The 14108-nt window shown below is 70.8% G+C and carries 15 protein-coding genes; all 15 read right to left on the bottom strand.

What is annotated here, in order from left to right; translation table 11 throughout:
• Positions 1 to 10 precede the first annotated feature (10 nt).
• A complete protein-coding gene (locus tag GLP40_RS07140; protein ID WP_154787045.1) occupies positions 11 to 484 on the bottom strand; it encodes a DUF1772 domain-containing protein in 474 nt (157 codons plus the stop codon).
• Positions 485 to 689: 205 nt separating this feature from the next.
• A complete protein-coding gene (locus tag GLP40_RS07135; protein ID WP_154787044.1) occupies positions 690 to 1097 on the bottom strand; it encodes a hypothetical protein in 408 nt (135 codons plus the stop codon).
• The gene (locus tag GLP40_RS07130) at positions 1087 to 2073 is read right to left on the bottom strand and encodes an NADP-dependent oxidoreductase (protein ID WP_328289815.1); all 987 of its coding nucleotides are present in this window, start codon (positions 2071 to 2073) and stop codon (positions 1087 to 1089) included. Before GLP40_RS07130 ends, GLP40_RS07135 begins: the two co-directional genes overlap by 11 nt.
• On the bottom strand, positions 2070 to 2777 hold the full coding sequence (gene ubiG / locus GLP40_RS07125; protein WP_154787043.1) for a bifunctional 2-polyprenyl-6-hydroxyphenol methylase/3-demethylubiquinol 3-O-methyltransferase UbiG: 708 nt from the start codon (positions 2775 to 2777) through the stop codon (positions 2070 to 2072). The genes GLP40_RS07130 and ubiG overlap by 4 nt, the downstream gene beginning before the upstream one ends.
• A gap of 1 nt (position 2778) precedes the next feature.
• Positions 2779 to 3996, bottom strand: a complete 1218-nt coding sequence (locus GLP40_RS07120; protein WP_328289814.1) for an FAD-dependent oxidoreductase — start codon at positions 3994 to 3996, stop codon at positions 2779 to 2781.
• Entirely contained in the window at positions 3993 to 4532 is a 540-nt protein-coding gene (locus tag GLP40_RS07115) for an ester cyclase (RefSeq protein WP_154787042.1), read from the bottom strand. Before GLP40_RS07115 ends, GLP40_RS07120 begins: the two co-directional genes overlap by 4 nt.
• On the bottom strand, positions 4519 to 5649 hold the full coding sequence (locus GLP40_RS07110; protein ID WP_154787041.1) for a 3-oxoacyl-ACP synthase III family protein: 1131 nt from the start codon (positions 5647 to 5649) through the stop codon (positions 4519 to 4521). The genes GLP40_RS07115 and GLP40_RS07110 overlap by 14 nt, the downstream gene beginning before the upstream one ends.
• Positions 5650 to 5660: 11 nt before the next feature.
• Positions 5661 to 8072, bottom strand: a complete 2412-nt coding sequence (locus tag GLP40_RS07105) for a beta-ketoacyl-[acyl-carrier-protein] synthase family protein (RefSeq protein ID WP_154787040.1) — start codon at positions 8070 to 8072, stop codon at positions 5661 to 5663.
• Positions 8073 to 8090: 18 nt separating this feature from the next.
• Positions 8091 to 9368 carry a beta-ketoacyl-[acyl-carrier-protein] synthase family protein gene (locus tag GLP40_RS07100; RefSeq protein ID WP_154787039.1) on the bottom strand — a complete coding sequence of 426 codons (1278 nt, stop codon included), beginning with the start codon at positions 9366 to 9368 and terminating at the stop codon, positions 8091 to 8093.
• The gene (locus GLP40_RS07095) at positions 9365 to 9823 is read right to left on the bottom strand and encodes a 3-hydroxyacyl-ACP dehydratase FabZ family protein (protein WP_154787038.1); all 459 of its coding nucleotides are present in this window, start codon (positions 9821 to 9823) and stop codon (positions 9365 to 9367) included. Before GLP40_RS07095 ends, GLP40_RS07100 begins: the two co-directional genes overlap by 4 nt.
• Complete coding sequence (locus GLP40_RS07090) at positions 9820 to 11145, bottom strand: beta-ketoacyl-[acyl-carrier-protein] synthase family protein (protein WP_154787037.1); 1326 nt, start codon at positions 11143 to 11145, stop codon at positions 9820 to 9822. The genes GLP40_RS07095 and GLP40_RS07090 overlap by 4 nt, the downstream gene beginning before the upstream one ends.
• Entirely contained in the window at positions 11142 to 11594 is a 453-nt protein-coding gene (locus tag GLP40_RS07085) for a hotdog family protein (protein WP_154787036.1), read from the bottom strand. The genes GLP40_RS07090 and GLP40_RS07085 overlap by 4 nt, the downstream gene beginning before the upstream one ends.
• 21 nt (positions 11595 to 11615) lie before the next feature.
• The gene (locus tag GLP40_RS07080; protein WP_154787035.1) at positions 11616 to 12398 is read right to left on the bottom strand and encodes an SDR family NAD(P)-dependent oxidoreductase; all 783 of its coding nucleotides are present in this window, start codon (positions 12396 to 12398) and stop codon (positions 11616 to 11618) included.
• Positions 12398 to 12823: an acyl carrier protein gene (locus tag GLP40_RS07075; protein ID WP_154787034.1), complete on the bottom strand. Its 426-nt coding sequence runs from the start codon at positions 12821 to 12823 to the stop codon at positions 12398 to 12400. The genes GLP40_RS07080 and GLP40_RS07075 overlap by 1 nt, the downstream gene beginning before the upstream one ends.
• A 78-nt stretch (positions 12824 to 12901) precedes the next feature.
• Positions 12902 to 13891 carry an ACP S-malonyltransferase gene (fabD, locus tag GLP40_RS07070; RefSeq protein WP_196054559.1) on the bottom strand — a complete coding sequence of 330 codons (990 nt, stop codon included), beginning with the start codon at positions 13889 to 13891 and terminating at the stop codon, positions 12902 to 12904.
• Between the last annotated feature and the right edge of the window lie 217 nt (positions 13892 to 14108).

Raw genomic sequence — 14108 nt, 5'->3', positions numbered from 1 at the left:
GCGCTGTCATTTACGCCGACAGCGCCGCGAGAAACAATGCGACCAGGGCGATCCCTTGCAGGACCACCCGGACGACGATGACGCTGTCCCAGGTGCGCTGCATCTCCCGGACGTCGGCCGGGACCCGGTCCGCACGGACCGCGGCGGTGAGTTCCTTGTTGACCGGCGCGCTGATCCGGGCGTAGATGCCGAGCCAGACCGCCAGCGTCGCGACGGCCAGGGCCGTCAGGCTGCCCGCGGCCACCCGGCCGTCCAGGAACGCGAGGCCCGCCGCGACGACGGCGGCGACCACGCCGACCGCGCCGGGTATCGGCATGCGCCGGTCGGCGACCTCGTGAATGCGTCCGGTGGTGGCGGTCAGGGCCCGGTCGTCGATGCGGGCCAATGCCGTGCGCAGGACCAGGGCACAGAAAAAATCGGTACCGTAGACGACCGCGGTCGTCATGATCGAAATACCGATGGCGGACAGGAACAGAATTTTCATATGCGATTCCTCGGCGAATGACGGTGGGCGAGAAGGGCTGCGGTCGTGCCTCCACGTCGGGGTCGATGGTGGTTATCGTCGCAAAATGACGTGAACATTATCTTGCACTCTGCGCCGCACGCCATTTCACTGAACTGTGATTGTGGTGACGGCCAATTTCCGCCTTCTGCCCGCTGTGATCGGATATAGGCGAGTCCGCCGGGCGTTACTCGCGCAATGCCGTGGCAACCAGAATTCCGCCGGCCAATCCCGCTGCTGTGAGCATTTCCCAGGTGTCCGGCCGCCCGGTGACACCGAGCCGTTGGCGCTTGCGCAGCGTCACCGTGGCATCCACGAGTTCGAGTGCGACACCGAGCACGAACCAGTGCCGCACCGGATGCCCGCGCCGCAGCGACCAGATCGTGCCGAGGCCGATCACCACGTCACGGGTGCCGAAGGCGCGGGTCGGCAGCGAGGACGCGTCCTCGTCGTATTCGCCCGACCACGATTTCGCGACGGTCGCCGGTGCGGTGAGCATGCCGGCGCCGATCGCGATCCGGGCCAGCCCCTGGGACCAGGCCATCTGCCGGACCATCGCCTGCGTGGTGCGGGCCATCATCGAATCACCGCTCATCGTAGGGCCTCTCGGTCTCGCTGCCGGTCGGTTCGTTCCCGCAGGCGGCCTCGTCCACGGCGACCACCACCTTGCCGCGGGCATGCCCGCCCTGACTGAGCAAATGGGCCTGCGCGGCATCGCGCAGCGGGAAGACCGCACCGACCGGCACCCGGAACACGCCCTTGGCCGCCAGCGTCGCGACGATCGGCAGATCGCCGGTGTCCGGCCGCGTGAAGACGTAGGCGCCGCCGAGTTCGCGGGCCTTCGGATCGACCACCGACGCGAACCTTCCGTGCGGTGCGAGCAGCGGCAGCACCGTGCGCTGGATCCGCTTGCCCACCGCGTCGAGCAGGACGTCGACTCCGCCGGGCGCGAGCGTGCGCACCGAATCAGCCAGCCCCACCGCGTAATTCACGGGTTCGGCGCCGAGCCCGCGCAGGAACTCGTGGTTGCGCTCGCCGGCCGTGCCGATCACCCGCGCGCCCAGGTGCGCCGCGAGTTGCACCGCTACACTGCCGACCCCGCCGGCCGCGCCGTGCACCAGCACCGTTTCACCGCGCCGCACATCGAGTACCCGCACCAGCGCCTGGTAGGAGGTGAGGGCGGCCAGCGGCATGGCGGCGGCCTCGGCCCAGCCCAGATTCGGCGGTTTGAGCGCGAGCGCGCGCACCGGGGCCGGCATGATCTCGGCGAAGGCGCCCCGGCTCAGATAGTCCTCGCGGACGCAGCCCACGACCTCGTCGCCGGGGGCGAATTCGGTGACGCCGATACCGATTTCGCGCACCACGCCCGAGACGTCGGCGCCGGGGACGATGGGAAACACGGTGTCCGCGAACGGATCCAAGTAGCCCTCCCGCGCCTTCCAGTCGATCGGGTTGACCGAGGCGGCCTTGACGTCGAGCAGCACCCCGTCGAGGGCCATCTTCGGCGTCGGTAGTTCGCCGTACTCCAGCACCGATGCGTCACCGTAGCTCCGGTAGAAGACCGCCTTCACGATCGCACCGCCGCGCCGATGTAGGTCGAGGACAGGTCCGCTGTGGTGAACATGATGAGGTCGCCATCGCGCCGCTTGCCGAGAATGGTGAGGCCGCGCTGCTTCGCCAGCGGTCGCAGGCTCGCCGCGTCGAGGTACCGGCGCAGCTCCGCCGGTTTGATGAACTGGTCATGGTGGTGGGTACCGCGGGCCACCATGCCGGTGAGGTACTCCGGGATCCAGATCATCACGATCCGGGCCAGTAGCGTGCGATTGATGGTGTCGTAGCAGAAGATTCCGCCCGGGCGCAGCACCCGCGCGATCTCCTGCACGGCCAGTGCCGGATCATCGACATGCTCGAGCACGTCCACGCAGGTGACGACATCGAAAGACGCGTCTGCGTAGGGCAGGGACTCGGCTCGCCCGACGGAGTACTCGATAGCCTTGCCGGTCGCTTCGGCGTGCGCGCGGGCGGCGGCCACCAGGCGCGCGGACGGGTCCATCCCGCTCACCTCGGCCCCGCGCCCGGCCAGGAACTCGGTGGTGAACCCGCCGCCACAGCCGACGTCGAGCACCTTCTTTCCGGACCAGTCGTCAATGAACCGGTCGAAGTACTCGAAGCGCGGGCGCTGGAAGGAAGTGAGCCCCTTCATGGCGGAGTCGTCGTCCCACCAGGATTCGGCGAAGTCGCCGAAGAAGTCGCTCTCCGTTTGGCTTTGTCTCATGTCATGCTCCGTCTATCTGAAAAATGTTGTCCGGCAGCGTGTTCGGCGTGCACCAGCGGGCGGCGTAGGCGATCTGATCGCGCTCGGCGATCCGGAACACCAACCGCGGCCACACCATCCGCATGCCGAGTTCGCGCAGCCGGATGAGGAGGGGGTCCTCGAGCGCGCCCAATCGGCCGATACGCCAGGCGACCCGCTGCAAGCCGGCCGTGCGGGCGCGGCGCTGACGTTCGTAACGGCGCAGTGCGCCAACCGGATCGGCGGCGTCGAGTTCCTCCGCCAGCACCAGGGCGTCCTCGAGGGCCTGGCAGGCGCCCTGTCCGATATTGAAGGTGATCGGGTGGGCGGCATCGCCGAGCAGCGTGACCCGGCCCGAACCCCAGCGCCGATCCGGTGGCCGGTCCATGACGTCGCCGCGGATGATGGCCTCCGGCTCGGTCGCGGCGAGGATATCCGTGACCGGCGGCATCCAGCCGCCATGGCGTTCGATCAGCATGCTTTGGACGTCCTCGCTGTCGCGACCGCCGGGTGCGCCGTTGGCCACGCTCATCCAGTGCACGACACCGGGTGCGACGTCGTAGAAGGTGAACCTGGTGCCGGGGCCGAACAGCGCGTAGAAGGTGCCCGGCGGGATCTTCTCGTGCCGCAGTTCGGCTTTGCCGCGCCAGGCGATGTAGCCGGTGTAGCGCGGGGGCCGCGTGCCCAGCAGTCCCGGACGCACCGCGCCATTGATGCCGTCCGCGCCGATCAGGATGTCGCCGCGTACTCGGTCGCCGTCGGACAGTTCCGCGGTGACGCCCGCGGTGTCCTGCTGGAAGCCGATAACTGCTGCGCCCGTGCGTATCTCGGCGTCATCTTGGTACGCCGACACCGCTGCGCTGAGCACCCGGTGCAGCACCGACCGTTCGACCGCGATGGTCGGGCAGCCGTACCGGTCGATGAAGTCGCCGACCGGCCAGGCGCCGAAAAGGTCTCCGCGCCAGGTTCCGAAGTGAGTGACGTGCTGGACCGGAGCGGTGTCGAGCACCTCGCGCAGCACACCCAGCCGTTCCAGGGCGATGGTGCCATTGGTCCAGATGTGCAGTCCGGCGCCTCCGTCGCGCAGTTCGGTGGCGCGTTCGAAGACTCGGACACGAATGCCGCGCTGCCGCAGGGCGAGTGCCGCGGCCAGGCCGCCGATCCCGCCCCCGGAGATGATCGCGGTCAGCGGCCGGGTCACGGTCGGTCCGTTCCTGTCAGCGCGGCAGCGGCCGCCGCCAGATCCGCGAGATCCGTGCCGCCCCCGCGACGGCGGCCCTTGCGGGCCAGCGCGCCGGACATCAGCCAGCCCAGACCCAGCGCCTCCAGCATGGCGGACTCGACCCCGATGCCCCAGCGTTCGGTGATCAGGCCGTTCGCCAGACGCCACACCACGACACCGCGGAATTCGATCCGCTCGCCGGTGGGGTCCATGCTCAGGAATTCGCCGGTGAAGGTGCCGCGCCAGGTGTTGTGGATGACCACGTAATCGGCGTGCGCGCTGAGCGCCTCGATGGTGACGTGCAAGTCCGGAAAGCCCTGGCGCAGACCGGCGATGGTGTATCGGACGCCCTCGGGGCCGTCGGGCGCGCCGGGCAGCGGCTGATGGTCGACCATGTCCGGGGCGTAGATCTCGTCGACCACCGAGAAGTCGCCCTGGTTGACGAACTCGTCGAACACCCGCCGGATGATCCGGGCATTGTCCTCGGGGGTGAAAGCCGGCTCAGTGGTCGACATCGGCGTTCCCCTCGCCGGGCGCGGGCGCTTCCCACCGCAGCGACAGACCGGCGTAGAGATACCGGCTGGCCTCCACGGCCAGCAGCAGCACCTGGTCGCCGGGCCGGACACGGCCCTGCACCCAGCCCTCGTCGAGGGCCAGCGGCACCGCCGCGGATCCGGTCGCGCCGACGGTGGCGAGGTTCTCGACGATGTTCTTGGCGAGCACCGCCTGGTCCTCGGCAGAGACTCCGGCGGCGTCGAATTCGGCGGTGAAGTACTCCGCATTGCCCTCCGGCAGCACGCAGGCGTCGATCTCGGCCACGGTGAGCCCGGTGCGCGCCAGCATGTCCCGCATGCCCGCCACAAAGACCTGCGGCCCGAAGGTTGCCGTCCCGGCGACGTCCAGCTTCATCTCCACCAGCCGTTTGCGCTTGGCCTGGTCGGCCACCGGCTCATGGGTGCCGCCGCCGACGATCTGCATGCCGGGCTTGCGGTCGCCGCCGAGACAGGCGGTGGCGAAACGGAATTCGCCGGCGGGATCGGCGCTGCCCGGTTCACCGGCACGCAGCACGACCGCCCCGGCCCCGTCGCCGAAGGAGTTGATCACCAGCCGGTCGCGCATGCGCACCAGTTCTGGATCTTGGCCGAGGTACATCGGGACCAGCAGCGGCGAGATCGCCTCCGCGCCGATCACCACGGCCGTGCGATACGTGCCGTCCGCGAGCAGGCGGCGCGCGTAGTCCATCCCCTGCACGAAACCTGTACAGGCGGCACGGAATTCGATGGCGGCGCACCGGGCCAGCCCCAGCTGCTCCTGCACGTAGGTGACCGCCGCGGGCAGCTGGTACTCCGGACTGGCGGAGGACACCACCAGCAGATCCACCTCGGCCGGATCGACGTCCGCGCGGGCGAGAGCGCGCCGCGCCGCGGTGGCGGCCATGGCGTTGGTGCCTGTGGTGTGCCGTCCGGTGGCGGGGTCGATCATCCAATGCCGCTGTCGCACTTGGATGTTGTCGAGCACCTCGGGCGGCAGCGTGCCGCACAGGCGCTCGAGGGTGGCGTTGTCGATCGGGTCGCCGGGCAGAAAGGAGCCCGTGGACAGGATCGAGACATGACGTGGCCCAGGGTTCGGCATGGTGTCTCCGTTCAGGATCGGATGGGTACGGCGGCCGGGTGCCGCAGCACGAGACTGGTGTGGGTGCCGCCCAGCGAGGAACCGTTGACCAGCACCGGGCCGCGCTCGCCGCCGTGCCGCCATGCGGTGACGGCCAGTGCGGCGGCCAAATGCGCGCCGGCGCCGATGGGATCGCCGAGGACACGCTTGGGTGCGTGGCGGGCGCAGTTCGCGCTCAGCCCGAGCCGGTCGATCGCCCGCCGTTCCGGACCGTCCACGGTCGGCAGTCCCGCCGCCGCGGTCCAGACGGCGGTGAGATCGGCGGGGGACGACGCGGCCTCGGCGAGGGCATCGCGCATGGCCCGTTCGATGCCGTGGCCGCGCGGGTCCCACCGGGCGATGCCGAGCGCGTCGGAGGTGGTGGCGTACCCGGCGAGCACCGCGATCGGGGTGACGCCGCGCTGCCGCGCCGCCGCTGCCCGCTCCAGCAGCAGGGTGACGCTGCCCTCGGCGAGCAGATAGTCGCGGCCGTGGCGGCCGGTGAAGAGCCCGGCGCCTCGGTACGCGTCGAGGGCGTAGGGGGACAGCTCGTCCACGCCCGTGCACAGCACGGCATCGGCGCGTCCGGCCCGCAACAGGTCGAAGGCCGTGCCGAGGGCGGCGGCCCCCGCGGCGTGGCCCGCGGTCAGCGTGGAGGTCGGCCCCTTCGCGCCCAGCACCATCGCCACCTGCCCGGCGGCGGCATTGAAGACGGTATTGGGGAAGATGGCGGGATTGCCCTGTGCGGGACCGCCCGCCACGGTCGGCTCGAAGAAACGGGAGATACTGCTCATCGGGCCGATGCCGGTGCCGACGACCACGCCGACGCCCTCGTGGGCCCTGAGTCCCGCGGCGGCGAGGGCCTGGTTGCTGGTCGCGACCGCCATCTGGCCGAGGCGATCCATCCGCCGCCGCGCCTTCGCCGGGATCTCGGCACCGGGATCGATCCCGACTCGGGCGAGCCGTAATCCGTTGTGCCGCTCGGTCTCCGCCGCGTTCGCGCACCAGGCGTCCCACAGTTGATCGGTGTCGGCCGCGTCGCCCATGAGCACTCCGATCCCGGTGACGACGACCTCGTCGGCCTCGTGGGCAACGGGTTCGGCCCGGACGCCGCCGGGGCGACCGTAGACGACGCAGGCATTCGCTCCGGCGAAGGCGAAGTTGTTCGAGGCCGCCACCCGCAGGGGCAGCTCCCGCGCCGCGTTCGGTGCCGGGTCCAGTCCGCAAGCGGGGTCGGTCTCGGCGAAACCGGCGGTGGGCGGCGCCATCTCGTCGCGCAGCCCGAGAATGGTCACGATGGCCTCGACCGCGCCCGCCGCGCCCAGCAGGTGGCCGATCATGGACTTGGTGCTGCTGAGCACCACCTCCGATGCGGCCTCGCCCAGGGCGGCGCGCACCGCATTGCTCTCCGCCGCATCGTTCTTCGGGGTGCCGGTGCCGTGGCCGTTGATGTAGGGCACGTCCGCCGGTGTGAGACCCGCGGTCTCGATGGCGGCGCGGATGGCCCGGGCCGCGCCCGCGCCCTGCGGATGCGGGGCGGTCGCGTGGTAGCCGTCCGCCGACATGCCGTAGCCGAGTACCTCGGCGATGATCGGCGCACCCGCCGCCAGCGCCACCTCGGCGGCGGCCAACACCATCATGCCCGCGCCCGCACCGAGCGAAAGGCCGTCGCGGTCCCGGGAATACGGCCGGGCCGGTCGCGCCGACAACGATTCGACGCTGGTGAATCCGTAGTACGCCATCTCGGTGAGCGCGTCGCTGCCACCGACCAGCATGGCGTCGGCGCGGCCCGCGCGGATCTGTTCCACCGCGTGCGCCAGCGCGTGAGCACTGGACGCGCATGCCGTATTGACCGACAGCACCGGGCCTTTCAGGCCGAAGGCCGCGCTCAGCGCTTCCGCGCAGAACTGCGGCGGCACCAGCAGCAGATGCCGGTCGTCACCGAGGCCGAGCTCTCGCGCGTCGACCGTCCGCCCGGCCTCGACCGCGCGGCGCACCGCTTTCTCGGCACTGCGAATCCCGCTGTTGCAGCTGCCGAATGCCACACCCCACCGGTGCGCGGACAGCGCGTCGGACCGCGGCGGCGCGCCCTCCTCGAGGACGCCCAGTCCCGCGCCCGCCATGGCCTCCTCGGCGGCGATGAGGGCGTAGTCCACGGCCGGTTCGGGATCGGTGAGGCCCAGCGGGGCGAGGTAGTCGTATTTGGGCCGGGGCGGGTCGAGGATCTCGCCCCCGATGGCCGCGGCGAGACCGGGCACGGCGAGTTCGCGCAGCGGCCGGATCGCCACCTCGCCGCCGCGCACACGTTGCCACAGTTCCTCCGCGCCCACGCCGTGCGCGGTGATCGCGCCGAGCGAGGTGATCACAATGCGCCGGTGCGGCGCGGGATGAGGGGTTTCATGCATGGCCGAAAGTCCTGTCGGTCAGTTCGATGCGGTGAGGGTGAGCGCCACGGCCTGGCCCTCCAGACCGCGGGCCAGGGCCAGCGCGACTCTCGGCCGCGACTGGCGCGCCGCGCCGGCCACGATGTCGAGATCGCAGCCGGGGGCCGGTGTCTCATGGTTGGCCGTGGCGGGGACGACGCCGGAGTCGAGGGCCAGTGCCGCGAGCGCGGCATTGAGCGCGCCCGCGCCGCCGACCAGATGTCCGGTCTGCGGTTTGACGCTGGTCACCGCGGCCCGGTCGACCTCGGCGCCGAGGGCGGTGCGCAGCGCCCGCACCTCACTGGTGTCGCCGAGTGCGGTGGCGCAGCCATGAGAGAGCACGCACTCGGCCGGGGTGGTCGCGCCGGCGTCGGACATGGCCGCCGAGATGGCGCGGGCCAGTCCCCGGCCGTCCGGGGCGGAGGCGGGCGGGCGCACGCAGTCGTTGCCCATGCCATAGCCCGCGAGCTCGGCGTAGCAGTGCGCGCCGCGCCGCCGCGCTCGCTCGCGCTCCTCGAGCACGAGGATGGCCGCGCCGTCGCCGATCACCGATCCGGTGTGCTCCCGGTCGAAGGGACGGAAAGCCCTGGCGTCCAGATCGTTTCGTGGTGAGAGGACGCCGAGACAGTCCAGTTTGGCCATCGCCCACCAGTTGGTGGCGTCGTCGTACCCGCCGGCCACGGCGATATCGGCCTCGCCGCGGCGGATGGCGCGCATGGCCCGCCCGATGGCGGTGGCACCGGAATCCGCTGCGCCCGCGTAGAACGCATTGGGTCCGCGCAGGCCGAATCGGGACGAGATGTGATAGGTGCCGCCGTTCTGCAAACCCTCCACATACGCCAGCGGCGGGACGATCGAGCGGGCCAGTTCCCCGAGCCGCCGCATGTCGGGCGCGCCGTCCGCGCCGCGGATGGCCTCCATATCGGCGATGGAGTCATCGCGCTGGCAGATGTCCTTGTTCCCGCCCAGATACAGACCGGTGCGATGGCCGAGGTCGCGCTCCCCGAGTCCGGCGTCGCGCAGCGCGAGAGTGGCCGCCGCGACGCCGTATTGGTCACCGCGGGTGGAGGTGCGCATGGCGCGCGGCGACAGGAACCGGCTCGGATCGAAGTCCGGGATCTCCGCGCCCAGCCGGGTCCGCAGCGGCGCCGGATCGTAGGCACGCAGGGGGGCGATGGCGGTGCGGCCCGCCACGAGCGCGGACCAGGTGTCGCTCGCGCCCTCGCCGAGCGCCGTGACCAGGCCGATCCCGGTGATCACCACCCGCCGGGCGTTCATGAGTTCGCCTCGGCGATGGGCCCGCGTACCAGACGCAGGTTCCGGATGGCGGCGACGATGACCTCGTCCACGCGAGCTGTTGCCCGCCAACGGGATTCGGCACCTTCCTGACACGGGTCGGCCGCTTCGACGGTGATCCGCACCTGGTCGCCCGGTGTCACGAAGCGGCGGAACCGCAGCCCGTCGGCGGCGCGCAGCCGCAGCAGAGGATCGCCCGCCGCGAGCACCGCCAGGGCGACCATGCTCTCGGTGAGCAGCACCCCTGGCAGGATGGGCCGGCGCGGGAAGTGGCTGTCGAAGAACGGCAACGTGCCGGTCACGTTGAGCAGGGCCTCGGCGCGAATTCCGGGACTGACCTCGAGAATTCGATCGAATCCCGGGGCGCCGATCCCCGCCGCCGGGAGGTCGGGACGCCCCACCGCAAGATCGGCGGGCGCGGTGTGGGACACGGTCATGGGTGCTCCTGGGGTGCGCCCACCACGAGGCAGGTATTGGAACCGCCGAACGCGAGGGCATTGATCATGGCCGCGCGCACCGGCATCCGACGCGCGCGATGGGGGACGTAGTCGAGATCCAGTGCCCGGTCCGGGGTGTCGAGATTGAGGGTCGGCGGCACCACCGAATCCCGGATGGCGCCGAGCGCCGCCAGCAGGTTGAGCGCCGCGGCCCCGGCGGTGAGGTGCCCGGCCATGGACTTGGGGGAGGACACCACCAGCCGGTAGGCGTCGTCGCCGAAGACCTTCTTGATGGCCCGGGTCTCGGAGACGTCATTGCCCGGCGTGCTGGTGCCGTGCGCGGCGATGTAGTCGATATCTCCGGCGCCCAAACGGGATTCGGCCAGCGCCGACTCCATGGCCTCGATCGCCCCCGCGCCGTCCGGCGGCGAGTCGGTGATGCGCCAGGCATTCATGGTGGAGCCGTAGCCGAGCAGTTCGCCCAGGATCGGTGCGCCGCGCTCCAGCGCAGAACCCAGGTCCTCGAGCACGAAGGCCACCGCGCCCTCGCCGATGACGAACCCGCTGCGGTCCGCGTCGAAGGGCCGCGACGCCGCGGCGGGATTGTCGTTGTAGCGGTCGGTCATCGCGCCCAGCAGCCCGAAGCCGAGGATGTCGGCCCAGGTGGTGAGCGAGTCGTAGCCGCCCGCCACCATCATGCGGGCATCGCCCTCCTGAATCAGCCGGAAGGCCTCGCCGATGGCGTGCCCGGACCCGGCGCAGGCGGTGTGGATGCCCACCATCGGCCCGGTCGCTCCGGTCAGCCGGGCCATGGCGTTGAGGGCCAGGTTCTGGTTCCCGGTCAGCGTCGCCGATGGCGCGGGCCGCACGAAGGCGTCGGGTTTGCCTGTCCGGGTGCGTAATTCGGCCACCCGCAGCACCAGGTTCAGATCCGGGCGGCCCACACTCGCCCCCATGGCGACACCACGATCGAAGGGCGGATAGGGCTCCTCGGTGAGCGGGTCGAGGTCCGCCGACCGCAGAGCCTCGCCGACGGCCGCCAGACCGAACAGCCCGGGCCGCGACACCCAGCGGCGGTCGGCGGCCGCCGGGATGGCGGTGGCCGGATCGAAGGAGCCCGGGACCAGCCCGGCGATCCGGACCGGGAAGGTGGTGCAGTCGAAGGTGGTCAATTCGCCGATGGCATTGCGGCCCGCCACCATTGCGGCCCAGGTGGACGGCGCGTCCACACCCAGCGGGGTGACGGCGCCGACGCCGGTCACCGCCACCCGCCGGCGTCCGGCCGCGTCCGTGAGCGATCCGCGATCACAGGCGTCGCTCATGGGATCAGCTCCTCACCCAGCAGCGCCCGCGCCATCCGTTCGGTGTCCACCGGGTCGTCGAGCCGGTCGGCCTCGATGAGGGCGCACATGATGTTGCGGGCGAACAGGATTCGCTCGCCGTCGACGTCGATCCAGCCGTCCACCACCGCCGCCTCCGGCGTCGCGTGCACCACCTGTGCCGTCATGCGCAGCACGTCACCGGGCACCGCGTCGCGGTACACGGTCACGTCGCCCACGGTGAGCAGCGCGGCTCGTCGGGTGTGCCCGGAACTGAGCAGCACCAGCCAGGCGCCGGCCTGGCAGAGCGCCTCCAGGGCCAGGCCGAAGGGCAGCACGGGGCCGGTGGCGGACGGCTGCCAGACGTTCTCGTAGACCGAGGTGAGCTTGCGAGCCGTGATGTGCTGCAACGGTTCCCAGGACTCGATTCGGTCGATGAGATGAAATCGCATGGCAGTCAAATCCTTTCCGATTCAGCGGGAGACCAGGCGTCCATTGCTGAGCTGCACCGCCAGGCCGCCGTCCACGCGCAGCAGCTCACCGGTGACGTAGTCGGCGGCGGGGCTCGCCAGGAAGGCCACTGCCTCGGCGACCTGCCGGACATCGCCGTAGCGGCGCATCGGGACATGGGTGCGGCCGCGGCCGCCGTCGCGTTGCAGCAGCTCGCCGATGAGATCGGTGGGGATGACGCCGCCGAGGACGGCGTTCACCCGCACCCCGAACCGGGCCATCTCCACCGCGCAGGCCAGCGTGAAGGCATTCAGCGCACCCTTGGAGGTGGAGTAGTTGGACTGCCCGGTGAGCCCCTTTTCGCCCATGATGGAGGAGACGTTCACGATCGCGCCGTCGCCCTGCGCCATGAGATGGCCGGCCGCGGCGTGGGTGCAGTTGAACGCGCCGCCCAGGTTCACCCGGATGACCTCCCACCACACGGCGGGATCCATGTCGTGCAGCAGGCCGTCGCGGGTGATGCCCGCGTTGTTGACCAGGATGTGCAAGCCGCCCAGCTGTTCTCGCGTCTGCTCGACCAGGTCGCGGGCCGCGCTGACGTCGGCGACGTCGGCGCCTATGGCGACCGCGCGTCCGCCCGAGCGCTCGATCTCGGCGACCGCCTCCAGGGCTTCGTCCTTGTGGGATCGGTAGTTGACCGCGACGGCGGCGCCGCGGCTCGCCAGCGCCAGGGCGACGGCCCGGCCGATACCGCGGGACGCGCCGGTGACCAGCGCGACCCGGCCCGCGAAGTCCCGGCCGGACATCAGGCGACCTCTTCGGCGTCGGCCGGTCCGGCGGCCGCGCGCTGGGCGACCAGGTCGACCAGATTGCGCACGGTGACCAGGCCCAGCACCTGCTCACCGCGGAGCGGGCGGTTCAGCTTCGCCCGATCGAACTGGGGCAGCACCTTTTCCAGGTGCGCGAGACCGATCTCGGAGACGATCTCGTTCTCGTCGCCGAAGACGTCGTCGGGGATACCGCCCTGCAGGAGGTCGCGGACATCGGCGACGGCGATCTTCACACCCGTGTCGCGGTGGATGCGGAACAGGATGTCGAGCAGGTCGATCGATTCCGCGCCGAGCTCGTCGATGAGGGTGGCATCGAGGGTCACCTCGGACGGGTCGATGCCGAGGGCGTCGGCGATCGCGGCGGTGACGGCGGGCGCGAAATCGGTGCTGGTTTCGGGCATGGTTATCTTCCTTCGTGAGGGGAGGGTTCGGGCCCCCGTGGCTCGAAAACACCACAGAGGTCCGGTCTTTCAGAGAAGTCAGCTGTATTCGGCGACGGCCGCGGCGATGCGGCGGGCGTCCTGGGTGCTGCGCACCGTGGCGCCGCCCACCATGCGGTTGGCGAGTCCGGACAGGACTCGGCCGGGACCGATCTCGAGGTAGTCGGTGCAGCCCGATTCGGCGGCGGTCCCGATCACCCCGATCCAGCGGACCGGGGCGGTGAGCTGGCGGCGCAGCAGGTCGCGAGCCGCGTCGCCGCTCGAAACAGATTGTGCGGTAACGGAACTGATGACGCCGATGGTCGGATCGCGAAAGTCGACGGCGTGCAGGTCGGTTGCGAAACGCTCCTCCAACGACGCCATGAGCGAGCAATGGAACGGGGCGCCGACCCGCAGCGAGACCAGGGAGCCCGCGCCCTGCGCGCGCAGCAACTCGGCGGCGGTGTCCACCGCGTCCGCCGTGCCGGAGATGACCGACTGATCGGGAGCGTTGTAGTTGGCGAGTTCGACCACGCCGTCCACTCCGGCGCAGATCTCCTCGATCCGCGCGGCGGGCACCCCGGAGACTGCCGTCATGGCGCCGGGCACCGCCGCCGCGATTTCCGCCATCAGCTCGCCCCGCCGCCGCACCAGGGTCAGTGCGTCGGCCAGGTCCAGCACCCCGGCGGCGGTGAGCGCGGCGAACTCGCCGAGGCTGTGCCCGGCCACCAGATCGGGCGCGAAGCCCTCGGCGCGCAGCACCTCGAATGTGGCGAGGGCGGTCGTGAGTATCGCCGGTTGCGCTGTCTCGGTGGCGCGCAACTGTTCTGCGTCGCCCTCGGTGCACAGTTTCCGCAGCGGCAGTCCGAGGACGTCGTCGGCGAGTTCGAACACCGCCCCGGCCGTCCGGGGGTGTTCCCGGATCAGGTGCGCGGCCATGCCCTCGCGCTGTGAGCCCTGCCCGGGGAACATGGCCAGGACCCGCGGCCGGCCGTCCTGGGCGGCCGGCCGAGGCTGCTGCTCGGCCGCCGTGATCACACTGGCGTTCATGATGTCTTCCGAATCGTGCGGTAGCCGTGGCTACTTCGAGACAGATCACGAACGTCGCCGTTCGCGTCTCGAGTATGTGAAGTCCGGCTCGAGCGGTCCTCGAGGAAAACCAAACACGCAGTATCTATCCGGGTGTAGCCGGCGTTCCGGGTGGGAATGCGCTGTCGCGAATACATGGTGAGAACCCCTCGCCATCGGTGGTCGGATTCGAATACCC

It is taken from the genome of Nocardia aurantiaca, assembly GCF_009708175.1.
GTDB lineage: Bacteria > Actinomycetota > Actinomycetes > Mycobacteriales > Mycobacteriaceae > Nocardia > Nocardia aurantiaca.
The sequence above is the reverse complement of the archived record's forward strand: the minus strand, read 5'-3'. Positions and strand labels throughout refer to the sequence as shown.

Bases quoted from the DNA above. Each gene is read 5' to 3' on its own strand.
- GLP40_RS07140 (WP_154787045.1), bottom strand. From the start codon at position 484: ATGAAAATTCTGTTCCTGTCCGCCATCGGTATTTCGATCATGACGACC.
- GLP40_RS07135 (WP_154787044.1), bottom strand. From the start codon at position 1,097: ATGAGCGGTGATTCGATGATGGCCCGCACCACGCAGGCGATGGTCCGG.
- ubiG (WP_154787043.1), bottom strand. From the start codon at position 2,777: ATGAGACAAAGCCAAACGGAGAGCGACTTCTTCGGCGACTTCGCCGAA.
- GLP40_RS07115 (WP_154787042.1), bottom strand. From the start codon at position 4,532: ATGTCGACCACTGAGCCGGCTTTCACCCCCGAGGACAATGCCCGGATC.
- GLP40_RS07110 (WP_154787041.1), bottom strand. From the start codon at position 5,649: ATGCCGAACCCTGGGCCACGTCATGTCTCGATCCTGTCCACGGGCTCC.
- GLP40_RS07105 (WP_154787040.1), bottom strand. From the start codon at position 8,072: ATGCATGAAACCCCTCATCCCGCGCCGCACCGGCGCATTGTGATCACC.
- GLP40_RS07100 (WP_154787039.1), bottom strand. From the start codon at position 9,368: ATGAACGCCCGGCGGGTGGTGATCACCGGGATCGGCCTGGTCACGGCG.
- GLP40_RS07095 (WP_154787038.1), bottom strand. From the start codon at position 9,823: ATGACCGTGTCCCACACCGCGCCCGCCGATCTTGCGGTGGGGCGTCCC.
- GLP40_RS07090 (WP_154787037.1), bottom strand. From the start codon at position 11,145: ATGAGCGACGCCTGTGATCGCGGATCGCTCACGGACGCGGCCGGACGC.
- GLP40_RS07085 (WP_154787036.1), bottom strand. From the start codon at position 11,594: ATGCGATTTCATCTCATCGACCGAATCGAGTCCTGGGAACCGTTGCAG.
- GLP40_RS07080 (WP_154787035.1), bottom strand. From the start codon at position 12,398: ATGTCCGGCCGGGACTTCGCGGGCCGGGTCGCGCTGGTCACCGGCGCG.
- GLP40_RS07075 (WP_154787034.1), bottom strand. From the start codon at position 12,823: ATGCCCGAAACCAGCACCGATTTCGCGCCCGCCGTCACCGCCGCGATC.
- fabD (WP_196054559.1), bottom strand. From the start codon at position 13,891: ATGAACGCCAGTGTGATCACGGCGGCCGAGCAGCAGCCTCGGCCGGCC.